This is a genomic window from Paracoccus subflavus (assembly GCF_004310345.1).
Taxonomy (GTDB): domain Bacteria; phylum Pseudomonadota; class Alphaproteobacteria; order Rhodobacterales; family Rhodobacteraceae; genus Paracoccus; species Paracoccus subflavus.
Genome location: NZ_SISK01000009.1, coordinates 147,113 through 163,303, shown reverse-complemented (window position 1 = coordinate 163,303; position 16,191 = coordinate 147,113). Strand labels below are relative to the sequence as shown.

Here is a 16,191-nt window from a genome sequence, read left to right as displayed (position 1 = left end):
CTTGAACTCGCCGAAATACTTCGTGATCGCCGCCGTCAGCGTCGTCTTGCCATGGTCAACATGGCCAATCGTGCCAATGTTGACATGCGGTTTCGTCCGTTCAAACTTTGCCTTTGCCATCGCGCAGGATTCCTCGATTCAGTGTTTCATGGGATGGGCGGGACCGCAGCCCCGCCTCGCCGGTCAGGCGTATTTCTTTTGGATCTCGTCCGAGATGTTCTGCGGCACGGCCTCGTAATGGTCGAACTGCATCGTGAACACCGCGCGGCCCGAGGACATCGAACGCAGGTTGTTGATATAGCCGAACATGTTGGCCAGCGGCACGAAGGCGTCGATCACGTTGGCATTGCCGCGGCTGTCCTGCCCGCGGACCATCCCGCGACGGCTGGTCAGATCGCCGATGATCGACCCCGTGTATTCCTCGGGGGTCACGACCTCGACCTTCATGATCGGTTCCAGCAGCTTGGCACCGGCCTTGCGCAGACCCTCGCGCATGGCCGCACGAGCGGCGATTTCAAAGGCCAGAACCGAAGAGTCCACGTCGTGGAATGCGCCGTCCAGCAGGGCCACCTTGAAGTCGATCACCGGGAAGCCCGCCAGCGGACCGGAGTCCATGACCGACTTGATGCCCTTTTCGACGCCCGGGATGTATTCCTTGGGCACGGCGCCGCCGACGATCTTGGATTCGAAGGAATAGCCCTCGCCCGGCTCGGTCGGTGCGATGGCCAGCTTGACGCGGGCGAACTGGCCCGTGCCGCCGGTCTGCTTTTTGTGGGTATAGTCGATCTCGGCCGGCTGGCTGATCGTCTCGCGATAGGCCACCTGCGGGGCGCCGATATTCGCCTCGACCTTGAACTCGCGCTTCATGCGATCGACCAGGATGTCGAGATGCAGTTCGCCCATGCCCTTCATGATCGTCTGGCCCGATTCCAGGTCGGTCTCGACCCGGAAGGACGGATCCTCGGCCGACAGGCGCTGCAGGGCCAGGCCCATCTTCTCCTGGTCGGCCTTCGACTTCGGCTCGACGGCGATCTCGATCACCGGCTCGGGGAAGGTCATGGTTTCCAGAACCACCGGCTTGGCCGGATCGCACAGCGTGTCGCCCGTGGTGGTGTCCTTGAGACCCGCCAGCGCGATGATGTCGCCGGCGAAGGCTTCCTCGATTTCCTCGCGGTTGATCGAGTGCATCATCATCATGCGGCCGACACGCTCGCGCTTGCCCTTGGTGGCGTTCAGCATCTGGTCGCCCTTCTTGAGCTGGCCGGAATAGATGCGCGTGAAGGTCAGCGAGCCCACGAACGGGTCGTTCATGATCTTGAATGCCAGGCCCGAGAAGGGCTGCGCGTCATCGGCATTACGCTCGATGTTGCGCGTCTCGGTCTCGTCGCCCGGCGCAAAGCCCAGATAGGCCGGCACGTCCAGCGGCGAGGGCAGGAAATCGATCACCGCGTTCAGCAGAGGCTGCACGCCCTTGTTCTTGAACGCCGAACCGGCCGTGACCGGGAAGAAGGACAGCGACAGCGTGCCCTTGCGGATCAGGCTGCGCAGGGTCGCCTCGTCAGGCTCGTTGCCGTCCAGATAGGCTTCCATCGCGGCATCGTCCTGGTCGACGACCAGTTCGATCAGGTTCATGCGCCATTCCAGCGCCAGATCGTTCAGTTCCGCCCGGATCGGCCTGCGCACCCAGGACGCGCCCAGGTCTTCGCCTTCATAGACCCATTCTTCCATCTTGATCAGGTCGATGATGCCTTCCAGCTTGTCCTCGGCGCCGATCGGCAGGGCGATCGGGCATGGGGTGCCGCCGGTGCGGTCCTTGATCATCTTGACGCAGTTGAAGAAGTCGGCGCCGATCTTGTCCATCTTGTTGACGAACACGATCCGCGGAACCTTGTAGCGGTCGGCCTGACGCCAGACGGTCTCGGTCTGCGGCTCGACCCCGGCATTGGCGTCCAGCAGGCAGATCGCGCCGTCCAGAACCGCCAGCGAGCGTTCCACCTCGATGGTGAAGTCCACATGGCCCGGCGTGTCGATGATGTTGAAGCGGTACTTCGTTTCCGAAGTGCCTTCGGTGGTCGGATCTTCCTGGCGCTGCCAGAACGTGGTGGTCGCGGCAGACGTGATGGTGATGCCGCGTTCCTGTTCCTGTTCCATCCAGTCCATGGTGGCGGCGCCGTCATGCACTTCGCCGATCTTGTGCGACTTGCCGGTATAGTAAAGGATACGCTCGGTCGTTGTCGTCTTGCCGGCATCGATATGGGCCATGATGCCGAAGTTGCGATAACGCTGCAGCGGGTATTCGCGTGCCATGGTCTGAATCCTTTCGCCTTACCAGCGGTAGTGGCTGAACGCCTTGTTGGCGTCGGCCATCTTGTGCGTGTCTTCGCGTTTCTTGACGGCGGTGCCGCGGCCGTTCACGGCGTCGGCCAGTTCGCCCGCGAGACGTTCTTCCATCGTGTGTTCGTTGCGCTTGGCGGCGGCGGTGATCAGCCAGCGGATGGCCAGCGCCTCGCGGCGGATGGGCCTCACCTCGACAGGGACCTGATAGGTGGCGCCACCGACACGGCGCGAGCGCACCTCGACGGACGGCTTCACGTTTTCCAGCGCCTCGTGAAAGACTTCGATCGGTTCGCGCTTCAGGCGGGTCTGGACGCGGTCCAGGGCCGAATAGACGATGCGTTCGGCAACCGATTTCTTGCCGTCAACCATCAGGTTGTTCATGAATTTGGTCAGGACGCGATCGCCGAATTTGGCGTCGGGCAGGACTTCGCGCTTTTCAGCGGCGTGACGACGGGACATGGATGCCTCTCCTTATTTCGGACGCTTGGCGCCGTATTTCGAACGACGCTGGCGACGGTCCTTGACGCCCTGGGTATCCAGCACACCGCGCAGGATGTGGTAACGGACACCCGGAAGGTCTTTCACACGGCCGCCACGGATCAGCACGACGCTGTGTTCCTGGAGGTTGTGCTTTTCGCCCGGAATATAGGAAATCACCTCGAAGCCATTGGTCAGGCGGACCTTGGCCACCTTCCGCATGGCGGAGTTCGGTTTCTTCGGCGTCGTGGTATAGACGCGCGTGCAGACGCCGCGCTTCTGCGGGCATCCCTGAAGATGCTGCGACTTGCTGCGCTGCACCTTGGGCTGCCGCGGTTTGCGGATCAGCTGTTGGATCGTCGGCATTCGGTTCCCCGTCTTGCTCTGTCAATACTCGCAGCAGGCCTGCTGCGCCACTTCTCGACGGCGTTCGCGCCCATCGCGAAACGCCAAACCCATCCGGCCCCGGTTTTCCGGGGTTGGACGGGACAATTCCAGAGGATCGGGACACTGAATGGCCCGGATCGTGACCACGAAAGGTTCTGGTCCCCATGCGGTTTCCCGCCGGGTGTGCGGCGTATAGGGGGAATCGCCGGAACTGTCAACACGGGCTCCCGGTCCGCCCCTGCCCCTCCAGCCGCTGTGCCAGGCTTTCAAGCGCGGCTCGATTCAGGCCGAACCGGCGGACCAGGTGGCGGTCCAGATCGTCCGGCGGGATGTCCAGGGGGATGCCGGGGCCGGGATCGCCGGAATCGCTGTCGCCGTGGATCGAGCGGATGAACATCAGCGGGCGGGTGACGGCCACCCCCGGCATCCACAGCGGCAGCCGCGCGTGGTTGAAATGGATCGCCGTTTCCGGGCGGTCCGGCGCCAGAAAGACCGTCAGCGCCACGCCCATGTTGTGCGCGATGCGAGGGGCGAAGGTGGCCTTCGCCTCGGCCAGCCGCAGCATCAGGCCACGCGAATGATCCAGCGACAGCCGCCCCTCGGCCCGCCACAGATCCCTGACCTGCATGAAGTCCCGCCGCGCCGAGGCGATATAGTCCAGGGCCACGGCATCGTCGTCGTCATGGCGGAAATGCCCGACCGCATCGGCGCGGGGATCGAGATGGGGCGCAATCGCGGCGCGGCAGGCATCAAGGTGACGGTCCATGGCCGGGACCAGTTCCAGGCGCAGTTGCGGCACCTGCGCCACCAGATCGCGCAGGCGCGACAGCCAGGGCTGGGGCAGGTCCGGGCCGGTCATGACAACCAAGGTGAAGTCGGGATCGGACTGCGCCAGCCAGCCCGGCAGGGCCAGGGTCTCGAAGATCAGCCAGCGCCGTGCCAGACGCGCGGGGTCATAAAGGAATGCCCGGCGTTCGGCGATGCCGGAATGATCGCGCTGATAGCCCCGCATCCCCAGATAGGAAAACCGGCACAGGCCCAGCATCTGCACCCGCATCAGCGTGCCCGGCCCAGTTGCGCCTCGCGCCAGATGGTATAGATACCCGCCGCGACCACCAGGGCCGATCCGGCCCAGGTCCACAGGTCGGGCCATTCCCCGAACACGACCAGCCCCATCAGGATCGCCACCAGCAGCGACGTATAGCGGAACGGTGCGACATAGGACATCTCGCCCACCCGCATCGAGGCCACTGCGCTGACATATCCGACCGTCAGGATGACCCCCGCAGCGGTCAGCAGCAGCACCTGAGCAAGGCTGGGCATCACCCAGCCCTGCACCAGGCCAAGCAGAAGCCCGGTCAGCGTCACCCCCCCGGCGGCGTAAAAGGCAATGGTGGCCGAACTGATGTCGCGGCCGAACCCGCGCGTCGCCAGGTCGCGCACCGCCACCATCGCCATCGCGCCCAGGGCCACAAGCGCCCAGGGGCCGAACACGCTGCCCCCCGGACGCAGGATCAGCAGCACCCCCAGGAACCCGGCGGCCACCGCGCTGATGCGGCGCCAACCCAGGGTTTCCCCGAAAAACAGCGCGGCGGCGACCATCACCACCAGCGGCAGGGCCTGCATGATCGCTGACAGATCGCCCATCGCCATGTTCTGCAAGGCATTCAAAAACAGCAGGGTCGAGGCGATTTCCCCCAGCGACCGCCAGGCCATCGGCGCGCGGGCCGCCCGTGGGATGCGCAGGTCCAGCCCCCCCAGCCAGGGCGAGGCCGCGGCAATGAAAGCCATCACCATCACCCCGCGCAGGGTGATGGCCTGATAAAGCGGCAGATCCTGCGTCACAAACTTCATCACCGTGTCGTTCAGCCCAAAGGCCAGCATCGACAGCGACATGATCAGCGCGCCACGCAGGTTGTCGCCGGGCCTCAGCGGGAGGGGCTGGATCGCGGCCGGCCGTGTCCGGCGGATCGGCGACATGATGGGGGTGCGCATGGAAATCCTCGGGCCTGGGATGGGGCAACCAAGGATGATCGCGCGCAGGCTGTCAAGCAGACCGGGACATGGCAAAAGGCCCGGCATGGGCCGGGCCTTTCATCCTGTCAGGTGCCGCGGATCACTGATCGCGGTTTTCGGGCAGATCCGCCACCATGTCCGAGGCGGTCTTGTCCATCGCAGGGGCGACCAGGGCAGCGGTTGCCTCGGCCTCGGCCCGGCGGGCTTCGATCACCTCGGCGTCGCGCTCCGTCGCGATGCGGCGGATCCGTGCGGTGGCGCCGCCGGTTCCCGCCGGGATCAGGCGACCGACGATGACGTTCTCCTTGAGGCCCAGCAGCTTGTCGCGCTTGCCCTGAACGGCCGCCTCGGTCAGCACCCGCGTCGTTTCCTGGAACGAAGCCGCCGAGATGAAGCTGCGGGTCTGAAGGCTGGCCTTGGTGATGCCCAGCAGCACCGGCTCGCCCTGGGCCGGACGGCCCCCCTTGGCTTCGCTCTTGGCGTTCTCTTCCTCGAACTCGTCGCGCTCGACATGCTCGCCCTTCAGCAGGGTGGTGTCGCCGCTGTCGGTGATCTCGATCTTTTGCAGCATCTGGCGGACGATCACCTCGATGTGCTTGTCGTTGATCTTCACACCTTGCAGACGATAGACGTCCTGCACCTCGTCGATCAGATAGTCCGCCAAGGCCTCGATCCCCATGATCCGCAGGATATCGTGCGGGGCCGGGTTGCCGTCCATGATATAGTCACCCTTCTGCACGAAGTCGCCTTCCTGCACCGGGATGTGCTTGCCTTTCGGCACCATGTATTCGACCGGCGTTCCGCCCTCTTCCGACGGTTCGATGGTGATGCGGCGCTTGTTCTTGTAGTCCTTGCCAAAGCGGACATAGCCGTCGATCTCGGCGATGATCGCGTGATCCTTGGGACGACGGGCCTCGAACAGTTCGGCCACGCGGGGCAGACCCCCGGTGATGTCCTTGGTCCGGGCGCCTTCGCGCGGGATCCGCGCCACCACGTCGCCGGCGCGGATTTCCTGCTGGTCTTCGACCGACAGGATCGCGTCCACCGACATCGGATAGCTGATCGGGTTGCCCTGCTCGTTGCGCACCGGCTCTCCGGTCTCATCCATGATGATGATCTCGGGCTTCAGGTCGTTGCCTTTCGGCGCGGAACGCCAGTCGGTCACGATCTTCTGGGTCATGCCGGTCGCATCGTCCGTCTCGTCGCGGACCGAAATCCCCGAGAGAAGATCGACGAACTTCGTCAGGCCGCCCTTTTCGGCGATGATCGGCAGGGTATAGGGATCCCATTCGAACAGCTTGGCACCGCGGATGACCCGCTCGCCTTCCTTCACGAACACCTTGCTGCCATAGAACAGCTTGTGGCTGGCACGTTCCTGCCCCTGGTCATCCAGGATCAGCAACTGCATGTTGCGCGACATCACGACCAGTTCGCCATTGGCGTTGGCCAGAAGGCTTTCGTTACGGAACTGGACCGTGCCTTCGTGGGACGCGGCCTGGAACGACTGCTGGCCGCCCTGCGCGATGCCGCCGATGTGGAAGGTCCGCATCGTCAACTGCGTGCCCGGCTCGCCGATCGACTGCGCGGCGATGATGCCCACCGCCTCGCCGATGTTGACCAGCGTGCCCCGGGCCAGGTCGCGGCCATAGCACAGCGCGCAGACCCCATCCTCGGATTCGCAAGTCAGGGCCGAACGGATGCGGACCGCCTGAACCCCGGCCTGCTCGATGGCATCGGCCTTGCGCTCGTCGATCAGCTCGTTCTGGCGGACGATGATCTCGTCCTCGCCCGGAACCAGCACGTCCTCGGCTGCGGTCCGGCCCAGCACGCGTTCGGACAGCGGGCTGATGACCTCGCCATCGTTCACGGCGGCGGATGCCGTGATCGCCTGCTCGGTGCCGCAGTCGTGTTCGCGGATGATGCAGTCCTGCGCCACGTCCACCAGACGCCGGGTCAGATAGCCCGAGTTGGCCGTCTTCAACGCGGTGTCCGACAGGCCCTTGCGGGCGCCGTGGGTCGAGTTGAAGTACTCCAGAACGGTCAGACCTTCCTTGAAGTTCGAGATGATCGGCGTCTCGATGATCTCGCCCGAGGGCTTGGCCATCAACCCGCGCATGCCGCCCAACTGCTTCATCTGGTTGGTCGAACCCCGCGCGCCGGAATGCGCCATCATATAGACGCTGTTCGGCTCCATCTCGGCGCCGTTGGCGTCCTTCTTGGTGGCCGAGATGGTGGACATCATGGCCTCGGTCACGCGGTCGTTGCACTTGGACCAGGCGTCCACGACCTTGTTGTACTTCTCGCCCTGGGTGATCAGGCCGTCCAGGTACTGCTGCTCGAACTCCTTCACCTGTTCCTGGACTTCCTCGACGATGGACCACTTGTTGTCGGGCACCACCATGTCGTCCTTGCCGAAGCTGATGCCGGCACGGAACGCCTCGCGGAAACCCAGGCCCATGATCTGGTCGCAGAAGATCACCGATTCCTTCTGGCCGCAGTAGCGGTAGACGGTGTCGATGACGACCTGCACGTCCTTCTTGCGCAGCAGGCGGTTGACCAGTTCGAACGGTGCTTTCGCGTTCATCGGCAGCAGCGCGCCCAGCCGGACACGGCCCGGCGTGGTTTCAAAGCGCTTGATGACTTCGTTGCCGTTCTCGTCGATCTGCTTGATACGCGCGGTGATCTTGGCGTGCAGATGCACCTCGCCGGCGGCCAGGGCGTGCTCGACCTCGTTCACGTTGGCAAAGGCCATGCCCTCGCCCTTCATGCCCTCGCGCATCATCGAGACGTAATAGATGCCCAGAACCATGTCCTGCGACGGCACGATGATCGGCGCGCCGTTGGCGGGCGATAGCACGTTGTTCGTGGACATCATCAGGACGCGCGCCTCAAGCTGCGCCTCGAGGCTCAGCGGAACGTGCACGGCCATCTGGTCGCCGTCGAAGTCGGCGTTGAAGGCCGAACAGACCAGCGGATGGAGCTGGATCGCCTTGCCCTCGATCAGGATCGGCTCGAAGGCCTGGATGCCCAGGCGGTGCAGCGTGGGTGCGCGGTTCAGCAGGACCGGATGCTCGCGGATCACCTCGTCCAGGATGTCCCAGACCTCGGGGCGCTCCTTCTCGACCAGCTTCTTGGCCTGCTTAACCGTGCTGGACAGGCCCTTCGCCTCGAGCCGCGAATAGATGAACGGCTTGAACAGCTCGAGCGCCATCTTCTTCGGCAACCCGCATTGATGCAGTTTCAGTTCCGGGCCGGTCACGATGACCGAACGGCCCGAAAAGTCCACGCGCTTGCCCAGAAGGTTCTGGCGGAAGCGGCCCTGCTTGCCCTTCAGCATGTCCGACAGCGACTTCAGCGGGCGACGGTTGTTGCCGGTGATGACGCGGCCGCGACGGCCGTTGTCGAACAGCGCATCGACGGATTCTTGCAACATGCGCTTTTCGTTGCGCACGATGATGTCGGGGGCGCGCAACTCGATCAGCCGCTTGAGGCGGTTGTTGCGGTTGATGACCCGGCGATACAGGTCGTTGAGATCCGACGTGGCGAATCGGCCGCCGTCCAGCGGCACCAGCGGACGCAGTTCCGGCGGAATGACCGGAATCACCGTCAGGACCATCCATTCCGGACGGTTGCCCGATTCCAGGAACGACTCGACGATCTTCAGCCGCTTGATGATCTTCTTGGGCTTCAGCTCGCCCGTGGCCTCCTTGAGATCCTCGCGCAACTGGTCGGCCGTCGCCTGCAGGTCGATATTGGCCAGCATCGCCCGGATCGCCTCGGCCCCGATATCCGCCTGGAAGGCGTCGGCGCCATAGCTGTCCTGCGCGTCGAGGAATTCCTCCTCGGTCAGCAACTGGCCATAGGTCAGGTCGGTCAGACCCGGCTCGATCACCACGTAGTTCTCGAAGTACAGGATCCGCTCCAGATCGCGCAGCGTCATGTCCAGCATCAGGCCGATGCGCGAGGGCAGCGACTTGAGGAACCAGATATGGGCCACGGGGGCAGCCAGTTCGATATGGCCCATGCGTTCGCGGCGGACCTTTTGCAGGGTCACTTCCACGCCGCATTTTTCGCAGACCAGGCCGCGATACTTCATGCGCTTGTACTTGCCGCACAGGCATTCATAGTCCTTGATCGGACCAAAGATGCGCGCGCAGAACAACCCGTCACGCTCGGGCTTGAAGGTGCGGTAGTTGATCGTTTCCGGCTTCTTCACCTCGCCGAAGGACCAGGCGAGGATTTCCTCGGGCGAGGCCAGCGAGATCTTGATTTCGTCGAACTGCCGCGGCGGAGCCAGCGGGTTCAGGGAATTGGTGGCAAGTTCCTGGTTCATTTTCAATTCCTAATGAAGGGCACGGGATAGGCGGGGTAAGGGCGCGACGCCCTCACTCCTCCTCTTCCGCATCCAGGAGTTCCATGTTGAGGCCCAGACCCCGGACCTCCTTGACCAGCACGTTGAACGATTCCGGCACGCCGGCCTCGAAGTTGTCGTCGCCCTTGACGATGGACTCATAGACCTTGGTGCGGCCCGCCACGTCGTCCGACTTGACCGTCAGCATCTCCTGCAGGGTATAGGCGGCCCCATAGGCTTCCAGCGCCCAGACCTCCATCTCGCCCAGACGCTGACCGCCGAACTGCGCCTTGCCGCCCAGCGGCTGCTGGGTCACGAGGCTGTAAGGCCCGGTCGAGCGTGCGTGCATCTTGTCATCGACAAGGTGGTGCAGCTTCAGGACATATTTCATGCCCACCGTCACCTTGCGCGCGAACTGTTCGCCCGTGCGGCCGTCGAAGACCACCGACTGCCCCGAGGTGTCGAACCCGGCACGCGTCAGCGCGTCGTTCACGTCAGCCTCTTTCGCGCCGTCAAAGACGGGCGTGGCGATCGGAACGCCGGTGCGCACGGTATTGGCGTGCTCGACCAGCAGGTCGTCCTCCATGCCTTCGAAGGTTTCGGCATACATGTCGTCGCCATAGCCGATGCGCATCGCCTCGCGGACCGGGGTCATGTCGCCGTTGCGGCGATAATCCTCCAGCGCCTCGTCGATCTTGATGCCAAGACCGCGCGATGCCCAGCCCATGTGGGTTTCCAGGATCTGGCCGACATTCATGCGCGACGGCACGCCCAGCGGGTTCAGAACCAGATCGACCGGGGTGCCGTCCGCCAGGAACGGCATGTCCTCGATCGGGACGACCTTGGACACCACGCCCTTGTTGCCGTGACGCCCGGCCATCTTGTCGCCCGCCTGCAGCTTGCGCTTCACGGCGACAAAGACCTTGACCATCTTCATCACGCCCGGCGGCAGGTCGTCGCCCTGGCGGACCTTTTCGACCTTGTCCTCGAAGCGGGCCTCGAGGGCCTTCTTCTGGGCGTCGTACTGATGGTTCAGCGCCTCGACTTCCTTGGCGGTGTCCTCGTCGGCCACGGCAAGCTGCCACCACTGGCCGCGCGACAGCGTGCCCAGCAGATCATCGGTGATTTCGCTGTTGGCCCTGATGCCCTTCGGCCCCTTGACGGCGGTCTTGCCCAAAATCAGCGATTTCAGGCGCGCATAGATGTTGCGGTCCAGGATGGCCTGTTCGTCGTCGCGGTCGCGGGCCAGACGCTCGACTTCCTCGCGCTCGATCTGCAGCGCGCGCTCGTCCTTGTCCACGCCGTGGCGGTTGAAGACCCGGACCTCGACAATGGTGCCATAGGCCCCCGGCGGCAGGCGCAGCGAGGTGTCGCGCACGTCGCTGGCCTTTTCGCCAAAGATGGCGCGCAGCAGCTTTTCCTCGGGCGTCATCGGGCTTTCGCCTTTGGGGGTGATCTTGCCCACCAGGATGTCGCCCGGCCCGACCTCGGCGCCGATATAGACGATGCCGGCCTCATCCAGGTTGCGCAGGGCCTCTTCGCCCACGTTCGGGATGTCGCGGGTGATCTCCTCGGGCCCCAGCTTGGTGTCGCGGGCCGCGACCTCGTATTCGTCGATATGGATCGAGGTGAACACGTCGTCGCGGTGGATCCGCTCGGAAATCAGGATCGAGTCCTCGTAGTTGTAGCCGTTCCACGGCATGAAGGCCACGACCACGTTCCGGCCGATCGCCAGTTCGCCCTGGTCGGTCGAGGGACCGTCGGCGATGACCTGGTTGGCAACCACCTTTTCACCCACCTTGACCAGCGGACGCTGGTTGATGGTCGAGGATTGGTTGGACCGCTTGAACTTGCGCAGACGATAGATGTCCACGCCCGCATCGCCTGCGCCAAGGCCCTCGGTGGCGCGGACCACGATCCGCTGCGCATCGACCTGGTCGATGATGCCGCCCCGGCGCGCCATGATGGCTGCGCCGGAATCGCGGGCCACGGTCGCCTCCATGCCAGTGCCCACGAACGGCGCCTCGGCCCGCAGCAGCGGAACCGCCTGACGCTGCATGTTGGACCCCATCAGGGCGCGGTTGGCGTCGTCGTTTTCCAGGAACGGAATCAGCGCCGCGGCGACGGACACCAACTGCTTGGGCGACACATCGATCAGATCGACGGCATCGACCGGGTTCAGCATGAAATCGCCCGACTGGCGGGTCGAGATCAGCTCGTCGGTGAACTTGCCGTTCTCGTCCAGGGTCGCATTGGCCTGCGCCACGGTGTGCCGCATTTCCTCGGTCGCGGACATGTAGACCACGTCGTCGGTCACGTGACCGTCCACCACCTTTCGGTAGGGGGTTTCGATGAAGCCGTACTTGTTCACCCGCGCAAAGGTTGCCAGGCTGTTGATCAGGCCGATGTTCTGGCCTTCCGGCGTTTCGATCGGACACATCCGGCCATAATGGGTCGGGTGGACGTCGCGGACCTCGAAGCCCGCGCGTTCCCGCGTCAGGCCGCCCGGCCCAAGGGCCGACAGGCGGCGCTTGTGCGTCACTTCGGACAGCGGGTTGGTCTGGTCCATGAACTGCGACAGTTGCGAACTGCCGAAGAATTCACGCACCGCCGCCGCCGCCGGCTTGGCGTTGATCAGGTCCTGCGGCATCACGGTGTCGATCTCGACGCCGGACATGCGCTCGCGGATGGCCCGCTCCATGCGCAGCAGGCCGACGCGGTACTGGTTCTCCATCAGCTCGCCAACGGACCGCACCCGGCGGTTGCCCAGGTGGTCGATGTCGTCGATCTCGCCCTTGCCGTCGCGCAGTTCCACGAGGCCACGAACGCAGGCCACGATATCCTCGGGGCGCAGGGTGCGCTGCGTGTCTGGCGCATCCAGATCCAGGCGCATGTTCATCTTGACCCGGCCCACGGCCGACAGGTCGTAACGCTCGCTGTCGAAGAACAGGCCGTTGAACAGGGTCTGCGCGGCCTCGACGGTGGGTGGTTCGCCGGGGCGCATGACGCGATAGATATCCATCAGCGCGCCTTCCCGGCCCATGTTCTTGTCGGCCGCCATGGTGTTGCGGATATAGGGTCCGACATTGACATGGTCGATGTCCAGGACCGGGATATCGGTGATGCCGTTGTCCAGCAGGACTTTCAGCAGGCCGCCCGACAGGTCGCCCTCTTTGTTGTAGTCGGCCGTGATCTCGTCGCCGGCCTCGGCATAGATGAAGCCGGTGGTGTCGTTGACGATATCCTTGGCGACGAAACGCCCGATGATCCGTTCGAACGGCACCAGCAGGTTCAACGCCTCGCCGGTTTCCTGCAATTTCTTGACCAGACGCGGCGTCACCTTGTCGCCTGCCTTGGCGATGATCTCGCCTGTGTCGGCGTTCACAAGATCAAAGGCCGGACGGGTGCCGCGCACGCGCTCGGGGAAGAACCGCGTGACCCAGCCCTGCGACCGGCCCTCGCGGCGCAGGGTATAGGTCACGGTATCATAAAAGGCATCCATGATGCCTTCCTGATCCATGCCGAGCGCATAGAGCAGCGTCGTCACCGGCAGCTTGCGGCGGCGGTCGATGCGCGCGAACACCAGATCCTTGGCGTCGAATTCGAAATCCAGCCACGACCCGCGATAGGGAATGATCCGGCAGGCGAACAGCAGCTTGCCCGAGGAATGCGTCTTGCCGCGGTCATGGTCGAAGAACACGCCGGGGCTGCGGTGCATCTGGCTGACGACCACGCGTTCGGTCCCGTTCACGATGAAGGTGCCGTTCTGCGTCATCAGGGGCATGTCGCCCATGAACACGTCCTGTTCCTTGATGTCCTTGACCGACCGGGCGCCGGTGTTTTCATCGACATCGAACACGATCAGGCGCAGCGTCACCTTCAGCGGCGCGGCATAGGTCATGTCGCGCTGCTGGCATTCCTCGACGTCGTATTTCGGACGCTCAAGTTCGTACTTGACGAATTCCAGCGTTGCCGTCTCGTTGAAGTCCTTGATCGGGAAGACCGACTGGAACACCCCCTGGATGCCGTCGCCATCGTTGTGGCCGGCACCCTCGCCCGAATTTAGGAACAGGTCGTAGGACGACTTCTGAACCTCGATCAGGTTCGGCATCTCCAGAACTTCACGGATGTTGCCGTAATAGCGCCGGATGCGCTTTTGGCCGACATAAGCTTGCGCCATGGGATGTCTTCCTTTGTCAACGCGTCACACGCCGCGATGCTTGGGGAGGCACGCAGCGTCGGGTTGGAGTTCGCACTGATTCTATACCAGAAACGCGTCCCACCGCATTTCGCCCGAATCGTTGTGCTGACCTGTCAAAGGCCCGGAATTCCGGGGCTTTGAAAGGCAAGCAGCATAGCCTCAGGGTTGTCCCGCCCGTAATGGTTTCCCCGCTTGCTGGTTCCGACATGGTTGGAAGCGCATTCAGTTAACAGATTTCCGGCCGAGTGCAAGACCCGAACTGTCTTTGGCCGTCGGGCCGGCGGAACGCGCCATGCCGTCGATATCCGCCCAGGCCGCCAAAAGGGTGCTGCGAAACGCCTCGGGATTATAGCGGCTGCGCACCAGTTCGGATGCGTGCCGGCGCAAGGCGTCCAAGGCTGCGGGATCCCTGCGGTAATCGGCCGCAACACGCTCGACCGTCATGACCAGTCCGGCAGTATCGCCTTCGCGAACGGGAAAACCCGTCTGGGGGGTGAAATATTCTTCGGTCCCCAGACCCGTGTATCCCACGACGATGCACCCGGATGCCATGGCCTCGATGCCCGGAAAGCCCAGAGCCTCCTCCTTCATGAGCGAGACAAAGATGAGACTGTCGTGCAGATGACGCGCGACCTCGGCCTGAGGCATCCGGTCCAGACTGACCAGTTCAAAATCCGAAACCAGTCCGCGTTCCGACAACATGAAATGCAGAAACTCGGCTGCCCGTTTTCGCTTTCGCGGCATATAGGCGATCTTCGGGCGCTTGCGCTGCCCAAAAGAAAACAGACCGAGATTGGGGCTGACCACGATCCGCCTCTGCGGACAGTGGCTCATCAACGCGAACGCATCCATCGACGTCTCGTTGATGCCGATATTGCATATCACTCCCCTGTCGGGATCGAATCCCTCCATAAGGGCCTTGTGGCAGAAATCGATATAGCTGAACGAGTTCTGGGAGAAGATGACCTTGGCCTGCTCTGGAAAGGTCTTGGCCGCCGTGCGGATCATGAACTCCGGCACGACAAGCACGTCTCGGGCGGAAACGCTGACGGATTCCGCTTTGATGGGAACGATCCGGCGCCCCAGCGTTTGCGCCAGGTAATGCAGCCTGCGCCGCCGCCCGGATTGCAGGGCGATCCCCTGTTCCAGTTCTGGGGAAAAGACGACGGGAGGATTGAAGGGCGTATTGCCATAGCGATAATCCGGCCGTGCATGAAGAACGGCCGCATCGTAACCCGCCCCCCTCAGCATCTCGACACAGGCATAGATCACGGCCACGCCGCCGGATGGGGCCGAAACCTCGGGGCACAGGAACAGATAGCGCAGGGCAACCCCCAAACGGCTTGATCGAAAAACCGCGGGCGCCGCAAGGGCGCCCGCGATGGTGGTGATTACTTCAGCTCGACCTTGGCGCCAGCCGCTTCGAGCTTTTTCTTCATTTCCTCGGCATCGGCCTTGGAAGCACCTTCCTTGACCTTGCCGCCGGCTTCGACCAGATCCTTGGCCTCCTTCAGGCCCAGTCCGGTGATGCCGCGCACTTCCTTGATCACGTTGATCTTGTTGGCGCCGGCTTCGACCAGGACAACGTCGAATTCGGTCTTTTCTTCGGCCGCTTCGGCCGGGCCAGCAGCCGGGCCGGCCATCATGACGGCGCCGCCGGCGGCGGGCTCGATGCCGTACTGGTCCTTCAGGATGGTCTTCAGTTCCTGGGCTTCCAGCAGGGTCAGGCCCACGATTTGTTCGGCGAGTTGATTCAGATCAGCCATTTTTCCGTTCTTTCAGTTAGGGTTCCAACGTCGGTTTCGCACCACACGCGGGAATGGGGTTGCTTACGCAGCCTCACGCTCCTCAAGGGTCGTAAGGATGCTCGCGATGTTGCTGGCAGGCGCGCCAATGGCACCGGCGATGCTGGAAGCAGGCGCACCGAGGCAGGACACGATCTGAGCGATCAGCTCTTCACGCGACGGCATCGAAGCGACGGCTTTCACACCGGCGGGGTCCAGGGCCGAGTCACCCATTGCACCGCCCAGGATTACGAAACGTTCGTTGTCCTTGGCGTATTTGTCGGCGATCCGGGCCGCAGCGGTCGGATCCTCCGAATAGGTGATCACGGTCATGCCCGTCAGGTACTGGGCGATGCTTGCGCAAGGCTTACCTTCCAGGGCGATCTTGGCGAGCTTGTTCTTGGCCACGCGAACCGAACCCCCGGCTTCGCGCATGCGCGAGCGGAGGTCCTGCATATGGGCAACCGTCATCCCCTCGTAGTGGGCAACCACCACGACGCCAGAGCTTTCAAAGATCTGGCCGAGTTCGTCGACCACCTGTTCTTTTTGCGCTCTATCCACGGTTTCACTCCAAGTTGGGGGTTTCCCCCCGGCTCTCACTTTCCCTACCCCGCATGGGGCAGGTCGGGTCCGCTAGG

11 protein-coding genes are annotated in these 16,191 nt (G+C 63.5%); all 11 read right to left on the bottom strand.

The window, feature by feature from the left end; all coding sequences use genetic code 11:
* The coding region (locus EYE42_RS12675; protein ID WP_246020782.1) for a GTP-binding protein at positions 1–120 on the bottom strand (120 nt) is incomplete at its 3' end.
* A 63-nt stretch (positions 121–183) separates the two neighbouring features.
* Positions 184–2,307, bottom strand: a complete 2,124-nt coding sequence (gene fusA, locus EYE42_RS12670) for an elongation factor G (RefSeq protein ID WP_130991680.1) — start codon at positions 2,305–2,307, stop codon at positions 184–186.
* An 18-nt stretch (positions 2,308–2,325) separates the two neighbouring features.
* Positions 2,326–2,796, bottom strand: coding sequence for a 30S ribosomal protein S7 (gene rpsG / locus EYE42_RS12665; RefSeq protein ID WP_130991679.1), 471 nt, complete (start codon positions 2,794–2,796; stop codon positions 2,326–2,328).
* 12 nt (positions 2,797–2,808) lie between these two features.
* Entirely contained in the window at positions 2,809–3,180 is a 372-nt protein-coding gene (gene rpsL, locus EYE42_RS12660) for a 30S ribosomal protein S12 (protein WP_022705687.1), read from the bottom strand.
* Between the two features lie 235 nt (positions 3,181–3,415).
* Entirely contained in the window at positions 3,416–4,258 is an 843-nt protein-coding gene (locus EYE42_RS12655) for a glycosyltransferase (protein WP_130991678.1), read from the bottom strand.
* Positions 4,258–5,196 carry a DMT family transporter gene (locus tag EYE42_RS12650; protein ID WP_130991677.1) on the bottom strand — a complete coding sequence of 313 codons (939 nt, stop codon included), beginning with the start codon at positions 5,194–5,196 and terminating at the stop codon, positions 4,258–4,260. The genes EYE42_RS12655 and EYE42_RS12650 overlap by 1 nt, the downstream gene beginning before the upstream one ends.
* A gap of 121 nt (positions 5,197–5,317) precedes the next feature.
* On the bottom strand, positions 5,318–9,550 hold the full coding sequence (gene rpoC, locus EYE42_RS12645) for a DNA-directed RNA polymerase subunit beta' (protein ID WP_130991676.1): 4,233 nt from the start codon (positions 9,548–9,550) through the stop codon (positions 5,318–5,320).
* A 52-nt stretch (positions 9,551–9,602) separates the two neighbouring features.
* A complete protein-coding gene (gene rpoB, locus EYE42_RS12640; protein WP_130991675.1) occupies positions 9,603–13,748 on the bottom strand; it encodes a DNA-directed RNA polymerase subunit beta in 4,146 nt (1,381 codons plus the stop codon).
* Between the two features lie 243 nt (positions 13,749–13,991).
* On the bottom strand, positions 13,992–15,107 hold the full coding sequence (locus EYE42_RS12635) for a glycosyltransferase (protein ID WP_130991674.1): 1,116 nt from the start codon (positions 15,105–15,107) through the stop codon (positions 13,992–13,994).
* A 53-nt stretch (positions 15,108–15,160) separates the two neighbouring features.
* Positions 15,161–15,535: a 50S ribosomal protein L7/L12 gene (gene rplL, locus EYE42_RS12630; RefSeq protein WP_130991673.1), complete on the bottom strand. Its 375-nt coding sequence runs from the start codon at positions 15,533–15,535 to the stop codon at positions 15,161–15,163.
* Between the two features lie 63 nt (positions 15,536–15,598).
* Positions 15,599–16,114, bottom strand: a complete 516-nt coding sequence (rplJ, locus tag EYE42_RS12625) for a 50S ribosomal protein L10 (RefSeq protein WP_130991672.1) — start codon at positions 16,112–16,114, stop codon at positions 15,599–15,601.
* Between the last annotated feature and the right edge of the window lie 77 nt (positions 16,115–16,191).